The sequence below is a fragment of the Blautia sp. OM06-15AC genome, assembly GCF_003481425.1.
Taxonomy (GTDB): domain Bacteria; phylum Bacillota; class Clostridia; order Lachnospirales; family Lachnospiraceae; genus Fusicatenibacter; species Fusicatenibacter saccharivorans.
On sequence record NZ_QULD01000008.1, the window covers coordinates 74559 to 88378 of the forward strand.

The window sequence follows — 13820 nt, forward strand, 5'->3', positions numbered from 1 at the left end:
GCAGTTCGGCATCGTTCTGGAAGAAAGGGGAAGGTGCAATGCAAAGAGGTTTTACGATTCAGTCGAAGGTGGATGGACTGATGCTTGACGGGCTTGTGGTGGAGCCGGAGGAGGGCGTACAGCGGACGGCGCTTCTGCAGCTCAGCCATGGAATGAGCGAATACAAGGAGCGGTATCTGCCGTTTATGGAGTTTATGGCGGAACACGGTGTAGTGTGTGTGATTCATGATCACCGCGGGCACGGAAAGAGTGTGAAGTCGGAGCAGGACCTCGGATTTATGTACGGCGCAGGCGGCGCAGGACTTGTGGAGGATCTGTTTCTTGTCACGAAGTGGGCAAAGAAGAAGTACCCGGATCTTCCGTTTGTTCTGATGGGACACAGTATGGGATCCCTGGTTGTGCGCGCATACGCGAAGGAACACGACCAGGAGCTGGATGCGCTGATTGTGTGCGGTTCGCCGAGCAAAAATTATCTGCGGCCGCTGGGGGCGGCTGTAGGACACGCGGAAGCGGCGGTGCTCGGGGATGGGCATCGGAGCAATCTTCTGGAGGCGATGTCGTTTGGATCGTTTGCGGCGCGGTTTGCGGATGAGAAGAGCCGGTTCGCCTGGTGCTGTTCGGACCCGGAGGTGGTGCGGGAGTATGAAGAAAATCCGCTCTGTGGCTTTACGTTTTCGGATGATGCTTTTTTTGCGCTGAATGATCTGCTGAAGGAGACGTATGGATTTCATGGATGGCATTGCACAAACCGGAAGCTGCCGGTGCTGTTTTTGTCCGGCGGGGATGATCCGTGTTATGTGAATGTGCGGCGCTTTAAAAAATCCATCGACCATATGCGGCTGATCGGGTACCGCAATGTCAGAGGAAAGCTGTATCCGGGAATGCGGCATGAAATACTGAACGAGAAAGAGAAGTACCGCGTATATGGCGATGTCTGGAAGTGGTTGAAGAAAGAAAAAGTGGTGGAGAATGTGGAGGGGGGAAGCACACCTCCGCAGACCCCGGACGGCGTTCCGGCAGGGAGCGGCGGTGTTTGATCATTTTTTGAAAAAAACGCTCATCAGCAAAAAAACTGATGAGCGTTTTTCAATGAAAGTAAATTTTTGACGATCACATGATCCATCCAAATACGGTGGAAAGGACGATCATAATCATAGAAAAGACAAACGAGTTCACCGACATCAGCGTCGCCCGCTGCCTGGACGGGATCATGTCATTGAGCAGAATATCGGTCCGGACTTCAAGAAAATCATCGGAAAAGGATCCGATAAATCCGCCGAAGACCATAAGGGCCGGCAGTCCGGTAAAGCTCATAAGAAAGGCGAAAAGTACACCGATCGTGCCAAACAGCAGAATCGCGCGGTAGCGGTATTTGTGAAAGTATGCCGTCATCCGCGATCCCAGTGCCGCGCCGAGTCCCATCACGAAGAGGGCAGGTCCAAGCAGCGCGCTGTTCATGCCGGTGAGTGGCAGCTTCGCCTGTAAAAAGAAGAGAACCAGCGTAGAAACGGCACCGATGAGTGCGTTCACCAGCATAATATTTCTTGCTTTTTTCTCACGGACAAGAAACTGCCAGCTTTCCTGCACAACCGAAAAGATTTCCTGTCCAACAGGATAATGAACTGGTGTTGCGTCCGTTTTTACTTCCGTAAGGCGGAATGAAATGCCAAGCGCAATCAGCCCGAAGAAGAGATCAATCGCATACGCGCGCCGGTATCCCAGCCACAGGGCAAGGCCTGCGCAGAGCGTTGCGGTGGAATTGGTGATACGGTACAGCATCATTTCGGTAGAAGAAAAACGGGCATAAAATCCTTCGTCCCCGTTCTGCTTCAGACTGTCATACGCAAGTGCCTCCCGTGTGCCGGATGCAAGGTTATAGCTGAGCGCACTGCATCCAAGCGCAAGCGCCGTTGTGGCAAAGCCGGTGGAAAAAATCATCAGCGTACCGGAAATCAGGGCGGCCACCTGACTTGCAATCAGCGTTTTCCGTCGCCCGAAAACATCGGCGACAACGCCGGAGGGGAGTTCAAAGCAGAGGCTCACGATATGGAAAATACTTTCGAGCATCCCGATCTGCAGCAGCGAAAATCCACGGAGTGCGAGCAGTGCAACCCACGAAGCCGCCGCAATCTGAAAATAGCCGACCGTGGTCATAAGATATAAAGTTCGTATTTGTTTTCTGGTATTTTTCTCAGACATAAAAAAATCTCCTTGTCAAAATATAGTAAAATTCTGATGGGGAGATACGTGCATTTTCTGTGTGATTTTAAGAATACAAGATGTGAAGTTTACTTAAAAAAGAGCGCACTATCCCCATAAACAGCTGAAACATCGCCATTTGTGAGGTGAAGAAACTGGTTTTTCCAGATCATAGTGCTACTCCTTTTGTAATCATAATTTTTTATCAGAATACCACCGGAAACGGAAAAAGTCAAAGAAAAATTTTGACAAAAATAAAAAAAACTATTGACTTTCAAGTATACTTTAATGCTACAATTTTTTCAACAATACTGAGGAAACGAAGGTTTTCTGCGGAAAAGAAAGGGGATATTTTAACATGAGTGTAGATGTAACAAAAATGCCGAAATTAGGATTTGGCATGATGCGCCTTCCGGAGAAGGACGGAGAACTGGATTTGGAGCAGATCTGTAAAATGGTCGATGCGTACCTTGCCTCCGGAATGAACTATTTTGACACCGCCTATATGTACTGCGGCGGAAAATCGGAGAGCATCGTGAAAAAAGCGCTGGTAGAGCGTCATCCGAGAGAAAGCTTTACTCTGACAACCAAACTTCCGCAGTGGATGATGGACGAGGGCATCGAAGGCCGTGACCGCATTTTCAACGATCAGCTCGCGCGCACCGGAGCAGGCTACTTTGATTATTACCTGCTGCATAGCGTAGAAGACGGCGCAAACTATGAAGGCTATGTGAAATACGACTGTTTCAACTGGGCCAAGAAGAAAAAAGAAGAGGGACTGATCAAACACTTTGGTTTCTCCTTCCACGGAACGCCGGAGCTGCTTGACAAGATTCTCTCCGAGCATCCGGAGGTTGAAATTGTCCAGATCCAGATGAACTATGCTGACTGGGACAATCCGCTGATCCAGTCCGGACGTCTGTATGAGGTGCTTCGGAAATACGATATGCCGTTCCTTGTTATGGAGCCGGTAAAGGGCGGTTCCCTTGCATCAGCAGGCAAAGAGATTGAAGCAGAGATGAAACGTGTTCATCCGGATGCATCGATTGCGTCCTGGGCACTCCGCTTTGCGGCTTCCCTCCCGGGTGTTGCAACCGTGCTCTCCGGTATGTCAAACGAGGAACAGATGGAGGATAATATCAAAACCTTCCGAAATTTTGTACTGTTAAACGAGGAAGAAAAAGCAGTGATCGCCAAAGCACAGGAAGCGCTGAAAAAGAGTCCGGCGGTTCCATGTACCGCCTGTCGTTACTGCTGCGACGGATGTCCGATGGGAATCGCGATTCCGGATGTGTTCAAGGCATTGAATACCATCCGCCTGTATGGAGAAGAAGACCGCGCGAAAAATTATTATAAAAAGCTGCTGGAAACATCGGGAAAAGCAGAAGACTGCGTGCAGTGCGGTCAGTGTGAGAGTGTATGCCCGCAGCATCTGCCGATCATTGACCTGTTAAAAGAAGCGTCCGAAAAGCTTGACGTGCCGGTGACGGAATAAGAGGATTGCGAATATCCGCTTTTGCATATGCTTTAGAAAAAGGCTCCCCGGAATACTCTGAAAAAAGAGTATTCCGGGGAGCCTTTTTTTCTATGGGAAATCTTGTTGGAATTTCCTGCGGAGAAAAAGATCCTTTGGGCAGGATTGCACTGCGCGGAAAAAATGTGCCACTTGCGAGAGATGTGACGGAGCGGTTTACGACCGGAAAAATGGAATGTAAAAAAGAAAAAACTCATGTTTTACATAAACTTAACATCTCTGAGATTTTGCATTTTACACGCCGTTGTTATGATGAAACCTGTAAAAACGAAATGTAAAAAACGTCGGGATTGCGATTTTACAAAATAGAAATCACAAAAATCCCGTGTGAAAAGAGGAGAAAAGAATATTATGAAGAGAAAAGTAATTGCAATCACCTTAACCGCAATGATGGCTGCAGGAATGCTTGCAGGATGTGGAAGCAGCGATAGCAGCAGTTCTTCCACAGCAGACACTACAAAAGAGGCTTCTGCAACAGAGGCAGATGGCAGCACAGACGGTGACAGCACCGCAGCAGGCGGAGATTTTTCCGGACAGATCAGCGTGATCTCCCGTGAGGATGGTTCCGGTACCAGAGGTGCATTCATCGAGCTGTTCGGTGTAGAAGAGAAAAACGATGCAGGTGAGAAAGTGGATAATACCACCGTTGATGCACAGATCACCAACAATACTTCCGTTATGATGAGCACAGTGGCAGGTAACCAGTACGCAATCGGTTATATCTCCCTTGGATCCTTAAATGATGAAGTCAAAGCACTGAAAATCGACGGAGCAGAGGCAAGCGCAGAGAACGTAGAAAACGGTTCCTATAAAGTAAGCCGTCCGTTCAACATTGTAACAAAAGACGGTCTTTCCGCAGATGCGCAGGATTTCATGGACTACATCTTAAGCACCGACGGACAGCAGGTTGTTTCAGATGACGGATATATTGCAATCAAAGATACCAAAGCCTACGAAGGAAGCTGCAGCGGTGAAAAGGTTGTGGTAGCAGGATCTTCCTCTGTAACACCACTGATGGAAAAATTAAAAGAGGCTTATACAAAAGTAAATTCAAACGCTAACATCGAAGTACAGCAGAGCGACTCCACAACAGGTATCACTTCCGCAAGCGACGGTCTCTGCGACATCGGTATGGCATCCCGTGACTTAAAGGATGAGGAGAAATCCTCAGGGCTTACCGCAACCGTAATCGCAACCGACGGTATTGCTGTCATCGTAAACAAAGAGAACCCGACCGATGGGCTGACCAGCGATCAGGTAAAGAGCATCTATGTTGGCGACACAACCGACTGGGCAGATGTAAAATAAAGAATGTATAAAGCAATGGAAAAAGAAGTAAGGGCGAACAATGGAAAATCGCTCTTACTTCCGTATCCGAAAATGTTCAGAAAAAGAAGCTGTCTTTCGGAACGTGCTTGAAAAAGCAGTTCGTAAGAAAAAAACGAAAGTCTTTTTCAAACACGCTCCGCGAAACAATGAAATGAAAGGATTTATCTTATGAAACTAAGAGAAACGATCATGAAACTTGTATTCCTGATTGCGGCGTGCTGCTCCGTACTGGCTGTTGCACTGATCTGCATTTTCCTGTTCATGAATGGCGTTCCTGCCATTTTTAAAATCGGACCGCTGAAATTTTTGACCGGTACCGTGTGGAAACCGGGAAACAATATTTTCGGTATCCTGCCGATGATTGTCGGCAGTATCTGCGTGACCGGCCTTGCAATCCTGATGGGTGTGCCGGTTGCCATTCTTACTTCGGTGTTTCTTTCCCGTTACTGTCCGAAAAAGTTTTACGGCATCTGCAAATCAGGTATTAACCTGATGGCCGGTATTCCGTCTATCGTATATGGATTTTTCGGACTGGTTGTGATCGTCCCGTTGATGGCACAGCTGACCGGCAAAAACGGAAACACAATGCTGACGGCATCTATTCTTCTGGCCGTTATGATTCTTCCGACCGTGGTCGGTGTAACAGAATCCGCCATTACAAGTGTTCCGGAATCCTACTATGAAGCAAGCCTTGGCCTTGGTGCAACGCATTCCCAGAGCGTTTTCTTTGCAGTTGTTCCGGCGGCAAAATCCGGAATCCTGGCCGGCATCGTTCTTGGCATCGGACGCGCCATCGGAGAGACGATGGCAGTGATTATGATTGCCGGAAACCAGCCTCGTATGCCAAAAGGAATCACAGAAGGCCTTCGTACCATGACAGCCAATATTGTACTGGAGATGGGATATGCATCCGGACTTCACCGGGAAGCGCTGATTGCAACGGGTGTTGTGCTGTTTGTCTTTATCCTGCTGATCAATTTATCGGTGTCTATGCTGAACCGGAGGGTACATTATGGTGATTAAAGGAAATGGAGCTGTAAATACAATGGAAGCTGTAAAAATAAATACAAAAGAAAAAGAAAGAACAAAGGTTACGTATCACAAAAGTGTTTTTTCTTCGGTACTGACCGGAATTACCTGTGGAGCGGCCATTCTTGCACTTGCTATTCTGGTTTTTCTGGTTGGATTTATTCTGATCCACGGTGTGAAAAACCTGACACTGGAGCAGTTTGCATGGACCTATAATACAGAGAATGTTACGATGCTTCCGGCGATCATCAACACTGTTACGATGACAGTACTTTCCCTGCTGCTTGCTGCGCCCCTCGGCATTTTCTCGGCGATTTATCTGGTTGAATATGCCAACAAACGCGGAAAACTGGTTGGCCTGATCCGGATTACGGCAGAGACCCTTTCCGGTATTCCGTCGATCGTTTACGGTTTGTTCGGTATGCTGTTTTTTACGAAAACCCTGAAAATGGGATACTCGATGATGTCCGGTGCCTGTACCCTTGCCATCATGATTCTTCCGCTGATTATGCGAACAGCAGAAGAAGCCTTAAAATCGGTTCCGGATTCCTATCGGGAAGCAAGCTTTGGACTGGGAGCCGGAAAGCTTCGTACGATTTTTAAAATTGTTCTTCCATCTGCCGTACCCGGCATTCTTTCCGGTGTCATTCTTGCGACAGGCCGTGTCGTAGGAGAGACGGCAGCACTTCTTTTCACAGCAGGAACGATTGCAAAGGTGGCAGGCCTTATGGATTCCGGCCGTACCCTTGCCGTTCATATGTATGCACTTTCCAGTGAAGGCCTTTATATGAATCAGATGTATGCAACCGGCGTCATCCTGATGCTGATTGTCCTTCTGATCAACGGCTGTTCCGGAATGATTGCGAAGAAAATTGCAAAGAAATAAAAGAGAGACGAGGAAAAAACATGAGCAAAATAGATGTATCCAATATGGATCTTTATTACGGAGACTTTCATGCATTAAAAAATATCAACTTGAGCATTGATGCCAATGAAGTGACGGCTTTTATCGGACCTTCCGGCTGTGGTAAATCGACCCTGTTAAAATCCATCAACAGAATGAACGATCTCGTTCCGGGCTGCCGGATCACCGGTGAAATGTTGCTGGACGGAGAAAACATCTACAGCGGAAAAATGGATGTCAACGGACTCCGCAAACGGGTCGGCATGGTATTTCAGAAACCAAATCCGTTCCCGATGAGCATTTACGACAATATCGCCTACGGACCGAGAACCCATGGTGTCCGTTCCAAAGCGAAGCTGGATGATATTGTGGAACAGTCTCTTCGACAGGCAGCAATCTGGGATGAGGTGAAGGACCGTTTGAAGAAAAGCGCACTTGGCATGTCCGGCGGACAACAGCAGCGTCTTTGCATTGCGCGTGCTCTTGCCGTACAGCCGGAGGTTCTTCTGATGGATGAACCAACCTCGGCACTGGATCCGATTTCTACGTCCAAAATCGAAGATCTTGCGGTAGAACTGAAAAAAGATTATACTATTATCATGGTAACCCACAATATGCAGCAGGCAGCCAGAATTTCCGACAAAACCGCATTTTTCCTGTTAGGAGAGGTAGTAGAATACGGAGAGACCGAACAGATCTTCTCCATGCCGAAGGATAAACGGACAGAGGATTACATTACAGGGAGGTTTGGCTGATATGAGGGAAAGATTTGAGCAGCAGATGGAAATTCTGCACACGGAGCTGATTGAGCTTGGCGCACTCTGCGAGCAGGCAATCGGACGGACATATGAGGTTCTGCTGGAGGGAAACCAGAGAGCGGCAGAAGAGATTATCAAAAAAGACCAGGTTGTCGATGCGAAAGAACGGGAGATCGAGGATCTCTGCTTCCGCATCATTTTACAGCAGCAGCCGGTAGCACGTGATCTGCGCCAGGTATCTGCGGCATTAAAAATGATTACCGATATGGAGCGGATCGGAGACCAGGCAGCGGATATTGCGGATATCGTAAAAGTAACGAGTCTTGGTGTGCCGGATGCAAGCATCCGTCTGAAGGATATGGCGAAAGTAACAGCTTCTATGGTAACAAAATGCATCGATGCATACGTTAAGCAGGATCTGAAGCTTGCACGGGAGGTTATCGATTTCGATGATATCGTGGATGATCTTTTTGATGAGGTCAAGGATGAAATTCTGCAGGGTATGCGAAAGGGAATTACCACAGATGTCCAGTCTCTGGACTATCTGATGATTGCAAAATATTATGAAAGAATCGGTGACCATGCAACAAACATTGCGGAATGGGTTGTGTACTCCATTAACGGTCACCATAAAGGGGAATAACAGATGATCTACTGCGTGGAAGATGAAAGAAATATACGGGAACTGATCGTATACACACTGGAATCGAGCGGTTTTACCGCAAGAGGCCTGGAAAGCGGAAAAGAGCTGAATGCAGCTATTGCAGAACAGCTTCCGGATCTGATTCTCCTGGATATCATGCTTCCGGGAGAGGATGGTCTTGAAATTCTTTCACGCCTCAAGGCATCGGAAGTAACAAAAGAAATTCCGGTTATTATGGTAACGGCAAAGGGCGCTGAGTATGATAAGGTCATGGGCCTGGACTGCGGAGCCGATGACTATATTACCAAGCCGTTCGGCATGATGGAATTTATCGCAAGGGTACGTGCCGTGCTGCGCCGTGCCGGAAAAGAAGAGAAGGAAAACGATGTGCTGGAGACCGGGGATCTGCAGATCCAGGTGAAACAGCATCAGGTTCTGGCCAAAGGGGAGAAGGTTACCCTGACCTTAAAAGAGTTTGAACTGCTGAAATTTTTAATGGAAAATAAAGGAATTGTCCTTACGAGAGACCGTCTGCTCGGCCATGTCTGGGGCTATGATTTTGACGGAGAAACCCGTACGGTAGACGTTCATGTGCGTACACTCCGCCAGAAGCTGGGCGAATGCGGCGAGCTGATCGAGACGGTCCGCGGCGTGGGATACCGGATAGGAGGCTGAGAAAGTAAGATGCGTAAAAAAGTCTTTCAACATGCGGGAGCGTTGATTATCGCTGCGATTATCCTGACTTTTTTCACCATGAGCTGGGCAATGTACAACAATACGGCGGAGCAGCTTCGTGTTTCGGTGAGAAATGAATGTGAGTATTACAGGTATTTTCTGGACAAGATGGGTGATGACAGTCTGGATAAACCGGCCGGAAAGATTACAGCAAGTCGGGTCACCCTGATTGACACGGACGGAACCGTTCTGTTTGATTCGGTCGAGGATGCGAAGATGATGGGAAATCATTCCGGGCGGCCGGAGGTGATTGAGGCAGAAAAGACAGGGGAAAGCAATATTTCCCGTTATTCCGAAACGCTGCGGAGCAAAACATATTATACGGCACTGCGCCTGGACAATGGAAAAATCATCCGTGTTTCCCTGACAACGGACAGTGTGTTCGGTGTGATGCTGCGGAATATATGGCTTGTGGCTGTGCTGATTGCGGCAGTCCTTGTCGTGGAGCTGCTGATGGTCAGCCATATGACAAAGGCGCTTGTAAAGCCGATCAATGAGATTGATCTGAATCATCCGCTGGACAACAAAGCATATGAGGAATTGAGTCCGCTGCTTGGAAGAATTCATCAGCAGCAGAAGCAGATCCAGCAGCAGATGGAGGAGCTCCGCCATAATCAGGAGGAGTATCTTGCCATCACGGAATATATGAAGGATGGTCTGATCGTGACAAACCAGTCAGTCGTACTTTCCATCAACCGTTCGGCACAGAATCTGTTTGATGTGACGGCAGAGGAATGCATCAACCACAATATCGTGACAGTCAGCCGCAACGAGCAGCTGAAGGAGGCACTGGATCATGCGCTGGAGGGCAGTTCCGAGGAACGGATGCTGGAGATAAATGGAAGAGTCTATCAGCTTCTTGCAAATCCGGTGCGTGTGGACAGTGTTGTATCCGGTGCGGTCATCCTGGTGCTGGATGTGACGGAAAAACAGAAAGCCGAGGTGATGCGCCGTGAGTTTTCAGCCAATGTGTCACATGAGCTGAAAACACCGCTGATGTCGATTTCCGGATATGCGGAGATCATCGAAAACAACATGGTAAAACCGGAGGATATTCCCAAATTTGCGGGCAGAATCCACAGTGAGGCGAGCCGGTTAAGCTCTCTTGTCGAGGATATTATCAAGCTGTCCAGACTGGACGAGAACGACCAGTCGATCCCGATGGAGGAAGTGGATCTGATGCAGATCTGCCGTGATGTCGAGGGACATCTTTCCATACGGGCAAAGGAGCAGCAGGTGAAGATGACACTGAGAGGAGAGAGCTGCCGGATCAAAGGTGCACGGCAGGTTCTCTATGAGATGATCTACAATCTCTGCGACAATGCGATCAAGTACAACCGCAAGGACGGTGAGGTCGAAGTGACGGTTTCACGCGGAAGAAACGGACGGGCAGTGATATCTGTGGCAGATACCGGAATTGGAATTGCAAAGGAAGATCAGGAGCGGATCTTTGAACGGTTCTATCGTGTAGATAAGAGTCATTCCCGTGAAACGGGAGGTACGGGACTTGGACTTTCCATTGTGAAGCATGGAGCGATTCTTCATGATGCAAAGATTAAAATTGAGAGTACGCTTGGAACCGGAACAAAGATAATTCTGGAGTTTTAAGTGAAAAACAGATAACGCAAAAGACAGCATGCGGGGACAGAACCTATATGGGAGGCTTGAAAAATTCATGATTTTTAAGTGCCCAAAGCGGTTCCGTCCCCGCATGCTGTCTTTTTATGTATGGCTTGTATCGTTACAAAAATGCAAATTCGTTGTTTTGAATAAACAGAGTATTCAATATTTGGTAAATATGATAAGGGGGTTGGGGGTTGTTTTTTGATGCAGAGTATGGTATTGTAAATATAACGAGTTCCGGAAACGTTACCGACACCGTTTCCGGAAATACAGACGAGATACCGACAGCCCTGTTTTTACGAAACAAAATGAGCTGGCTATAGGGGTTGCATAAGTTACAATTTGCTGCGTATCCGTGAACAGGAATTATGTATTTGTGGGGTCGGATGGATAGAAAAAACGACAAGGAGAAAGGGTTAAAAAATGAGAGCAAGTGGTATTTTACTTCCGGTAGCTTCGCTGCCGTCCCGATATGGTATCGGATGTTTTTCGAAAGAAGCATATGAATTTGTGGATCGCCTGGAGGAGGCCGGCCAGAGCTACTGGCAGATTCTTCCACTTGGACCGACGGGATATGGAGATTCGCCGTACCAGTCGTTCTCTACTTTTGCAGGAAATCCATATTTTATTGATCTGGAAACCCTGGTAAAAGAGGGACTTCTGACAGAAGAAGAGTGTGATGCGTGCGATTTCGGCGACAATGCAGAGTATATTGATTACGAAAAGATTTATCTGTCCCGTTTCAAAGTACTCAGAAAAGCATTTGAAAGATTTGTGGCAGATGACGTATATGATGCATTTGTATCGGAAAATGGTTACTGGCTGGAGGATTATGCGCTGTATATGGCGATTAAGGATGCACTCGGCGGAATCAGCTGGAGTGAGTGGCCGGCAGAATTAAAGGACAGAGAAGAAGCAGCACTGAATCAGAAACGGGAAGAACTTGCCGAGGAGGTTGCATTTTACAAATTCCAGCAGTTTATGTTCCTGAAACAGTGGAAAGCACTGAAGGCATACGCAAATGAAAAGGGTATCCGTATCATCGGTGATATTCCGATTTATGTGGCATTTGACAGCGCTGACACCTGGGCAAATCCGGTTCTGTTCCAGTTTGATGAGGACAACCAGCCAAAAGCAGTTGCCGGATGCCCGCCGGATGCGTTCTCCGCAACCGGACAGCTCTGGGGCAACCCGTTATACAAATGGGACTATCATAAGAGCACAGGTTATGCATGGTGGCTGTTGCGTCTGGCTCACGTGTTTAAACTGTACGATACTGTCCGCATCGACCATTTCCGCGGATTTGATGAATATTATTCCATCCCGTTCGGTGATCAGACGGCAGAGCGCGGCCACTGGGAAAAAGGACCGGGCATGGATCTGTTCAACACCGTCAAAGAAAAGCTCGGCGATGTGGATGTCATCGCAGAAGACCTGGGATATCTTACCGAGAGCGTGATCGAAATGGTGAAAGAATCCGGCTATCCGGGTATGAAGGTGCTGCAGTTTGCTTTTGACTCCCGTGAGGAGAGTGATTATCTGCCGCACAATTACGAGAGAAACTGTGTTGTCTACACCGGAACGCACGACAATGATACCATTCTTGGATGGTATTATGTCATGAGTGAGGAAGACCGCGAATTCTCCAAAGAGTATATGGGAAATGCAAAGAGTACCGACGAGGAACTCCCGTGGGATTTCATTCGCATGTCAATGGAGAGCGTGGCAAATCTGGCTGTCACTCCGATGCAGGAATTTTTAGGTCTTGGAACGGAGGCGAGAATTAACTATCCGTCTACACTTGGAAATAACTGGAAATGGCGCCTGCTTCCGGGACAGTTTACACAGGAAATGGCAAAGAGAATTCACCGGCTGACACAGATTACAGCACGTATTGCAAAATAAAAATACGCGCCGGAGAGAAAGCAAAACAGGCCGGGAAAACAAGCCGGAAGAGATTCCGGCAGAACAGGTACAGAGTTTAAAGGAGAGGCCTGCAGAATATGGAACAGGTAACAATCAGGGACATTGCCCGCAAATGTAAGGTAGGCGTGAGTACCGTATCGAGAGCGATGAACAATCATCCGGACATCAATCCGGAAACAAAAGCGATGATCTTAAAGGTGATTGCCGAATCGAATTACGTACCGAACAACAGTGCCAGAAACCTGAAGCGGTCGAATGCCAAAGCGATTGCCATTCTGGTAAAAGGCATGGACAACATGTTCTTCAACAACATGATCAGTGTGATTGAAGAGGTTGTGCGAAAAAAGAAATACGCCTGCATTATTGAGCGAGTAGAGGAAAAGGCAAATGAGGTAGACTCCGCGATCGAGATCGTCAAAGAAAAACGGCTGCGCGGCATCATTTTCCTCGGCGGAAACTTTACGCATCCGCATGAGAAAATGGCGCAGATCCCGGTTCCGTACGTGATCAGTACAATCGGGGCGGTTTCAGACGGAGGAAAACCGTGCGCGAGCGTATCGGTCGATGACTACAGGGAAAGCTATAAGATGGTAGATTATCTCTGTGGTCTCGGGCACCGGCGCATTGCCATCATTACCGCCTGCGAGGACGACATCAGTATCGGACGCCTCCGTCTGAATGCGTACCGCCAGGCTTTACTGGATCATGGGATACCTTATGACCCTGATCTGGTATTTCATATGACGAAGGACGACACGTATTCTTTCGCCACAGGGTACAAGATAACAAAAGAAATTCTGGAAAAAAAGACGGAGTTTTCCGCGCTATATGCCACCGCGGATACGCTGGCAATCGGTGCGTGCCGTGCCTTAAAAGAGGCCGGGCTTACCGTGCCGGATGATATTTCCGTTGCAGGATTTGACGGAATTGATGCGGGAGAGTATTATATACCCAGTATCACAACGATCCGCCAGCCGGTGGAGCAGCTTGCTGCAGAGACGGCAAAGATGCTGTTTTCCTTAATTTCAGGAAAAGAAGAACCCTGCAGCAAAGTATACGATGGGGAACTCGTCGTAAGGGAATCCACAAAGTCGCGGATCGCGCAGCAGTAAAACCCTTGCAGTTTCGCTGCCGCAAAAA

12 protein-coding genes are annotated in these 13820 nt (G+C 48.0%); 11 read left to right on the forward strand and 1 reads right to left on the reverse strand.

Annotated features, from left to right (window positions below):
- Nucleotides 1-38 precede the first annotated feature (38 nt).
- Nucleotides 39-1037, forward strand: coding sequence for an alpha/beta fold hydrolase (locus DXB83_RS11375; RefSeq protein WP_118697650.1), 999 nt, complete (start codon nt 39-41; stop codon nt 1035-1037).
- Between the two features lie 73 nt (nt 1038-1110).
- Here the strand turns inward: DXB83_RS11375 and DXB83_RS11380 are convergent, their stop codons facing one another.
- Nucleotides 1111-2199, reverse strand: a complete 1089-nt coding sequence (locus DXB83_RS11380) for an MFS transporter (protein WP_118697651.1) — start codon at nt 2197-2199, stop codon at nt 1111-1113.
- A gap of 358 nt (nt 2200-2557) precedes the next feature.
- Here DXB83_RS11380 and DXB83_RS11385 point away from each other — a divergent pair, with 358 nt between their 5' ends.
- The 10 genes from DXB83_RS11385 (at nt 2558) to DXB83_RS11435 (ending at nt 13792) form a co-directional block, all read left to right on the forward strand.
- Complete coding sequence (locus DXB83_RS11385) at nt 2558-3694, forward strand: aldo/keto reductase (protein ID WP_243108917.1); 1137 nt, start codon at nt 2558-2560, stop codon at nt 3692-3694.
- 390 nt (nt 3695-4084) lie between these two features.
- Entirely contained in the window at nt 4085-5041 is a 957-nt protein-coding gene (locus DXB83_RS11395) for a substrate-binding domain-containing protein (RefSeq protein WP_118697652.1), read from the forward strand.
- A 189-nt stretch (nt 5042-5230) separates the two neighbouring features.
- Nucleotides 5231-6085 (forward strand): phosphate ABC transporter permease subunit PstC, encoded by an 855-nt coding sequence (gene pstC, locus DXB83_RS11400; protein ID WP_022462254.1) that lies wholly within the window; start codon nt 5231-5233, stop codon nt 6083-6085.
- A complete protein-coding gene (gene pstA / locus DXB83_RS11405) occupies nt 6075-6977 on the forward strand; it encodes a phosphate ABC transporter permease PstA (RefSeq protein ID WP_330378100.1) in 903 nt (300 codons plus the stop codon). The genes pstC and pstA overlap by 11 nt, the downstream gene beginning before the upstream one ends.
- Nucleotides 6978-6997: 20 nt before the next feature.
- Nucleotides 6998-7750, forward strand: coding sequence for a phosphate ABC transporter ATP-binding protein PstB (pstB, locus tag DXB83_RS11410; protein WP_117802078.1), 753 nt, complete (start codon nt 6998-7000; stop codon nt 7748-7750).
- 1 nt (nt 7751) lies between these two features.
- A complete protein-coding gene (gene phoU, locus DXB83_RS11415; protein WP_118697653.1) occupies nt 7752-8396 on the forward strand; it encodes a phosphate signaling complex protein PhoU in 645 nt (214 codons plus the stop codon).
- A gap of 3 nt (nt 8397-8399) precedes the next feature.
- Complete coding sequence (locus tag DXB83_RS11420; RefSeq protein WP_022462258.1) at nt 8400-9071, forward strand: winged helix-turn-helix domain-containing protein; 672 nt, start codon at nt 8400-8402, stop codon at nt 9069-9071.
- A 9-nt stretch (nt 9072-9080) separates the two neighbouring features.
- On the forward strand, nt 9081-10739 hold the full coding sequence (locus DXB83_RS11425; protein ID WP_118697654.1) for an ATP-binding protein: 1659 nt from the start codon (nt 9081-9083) through the stop codon (nt 10737-10739).
- 438 nt (nt 10740-11177) lie between these two features.
- Nucleotides 11178-12659 carry a 4-alpha-glucanotransferase gene (gene malQ / locus DXB83_RS11430; RefSeq protein ID WP_117760683.1) on the forward strand — a complete coding sequence of 494 codons (1482 nt, stop codon included), beginning with the start codon at nt 11178-11180 and terminating at the stop codon, nt 12657-12659.
- A 98-nt stretch (nt 12660-12757) separates the two neighbouring features.
- Nucleotides 12758-13792, forward strand: coding sequence for a LacI family DNA-binding transcriptional regulator (locus DXB83_RS11435; protein ID WP_117760685.1), 1035 nt, complete (start codon nt 12758-12760; stop codon nt 13790-13792).
- Nucleotides 13793-13820: the final 28 nt, after the last annotated feature.

Bases quoted from the DNA above. Each gene is read 5' to 3' on its own strand.
- DXB83_RS11425 (WP_118697654.1), top strand. From the start codon at position 9,081: ATGCGTAAAAAAGTCTTTCAACATGCGGGAGCGTTGATTATCGCTGCG.
- DXB83_RS11395 (WP_118697652.1), top strand. From the start codon at position 4,085: ATGAAGAGAAAAGTAATTGCAATCACCTTAACCGCAATGATGGCTGCA.
- DXB83_RS11380 (WP_118697651.1), bottom strand. From the start codon at position 2,199: ATGTCTGAGAAAAATACCAGAAAACAAATACGAACTTTATATCTTATG.
- malQ (WP_117760683.1), top strand. From the start codon at position 11,178: ATGAGAGCAAGTGGTATTTTACTTCCGGTAGCTTCGCTGCCGTCCCGA.
- pstC (WP_022462254.1), top strand. From the start codon at position 5,231: ATGAAACTAAGAGAAACGATCATGAAACTTGTATTCCTGATTGCGGCG.
- DXB83_RS11435 (WP_117760685.1), top strand. From the start codon at position 12,758: ATGGAACAGGTAACAATCAGGGACATTGCCCGCAAATGTAAGGTAGGC.
- pstB (WP_117802078.1), top strand. From the start codon at position 6,998: ATGAGCAAAATAGATGTATCCAATATGGATCTTTATTACGGAGACTTT.
- DXB83_RS11420 (WP_022462258.1), top strand. From the start codon at position 8,400: ATGATCTACTGCGTGGAAGATGAAAGAAATATACGGGAACTGATCGTA.
- DXB83_RS11385 (WP_243108917.1), top strand. From the start codon at position 2,558: ATGAGTGTAGATGTAACAAAAATGCCGAAATTAGGATTTGGCATGATG.
- phoU (WP_118697653.1), top strand. From the start codon at position 7,752: ATGAGGGAAAGATTTGAGCAGCAGATGGAAATTCTGCACACGGAGCTG.
- pstA (WP_330378100.1), top strand. From the start codon at position 6,075: ATGGTGATTAAAGGAAATGGAGCTGTAAATACAATGGAAGCTGTAAAA.
- DXB83_RS11375 (WP_118697650.1), top strand. From the start codon at position 39: ATGCAAAGAGGTTTTACGATTCAGTCGAAGGTGGATGGACTGATGCTT.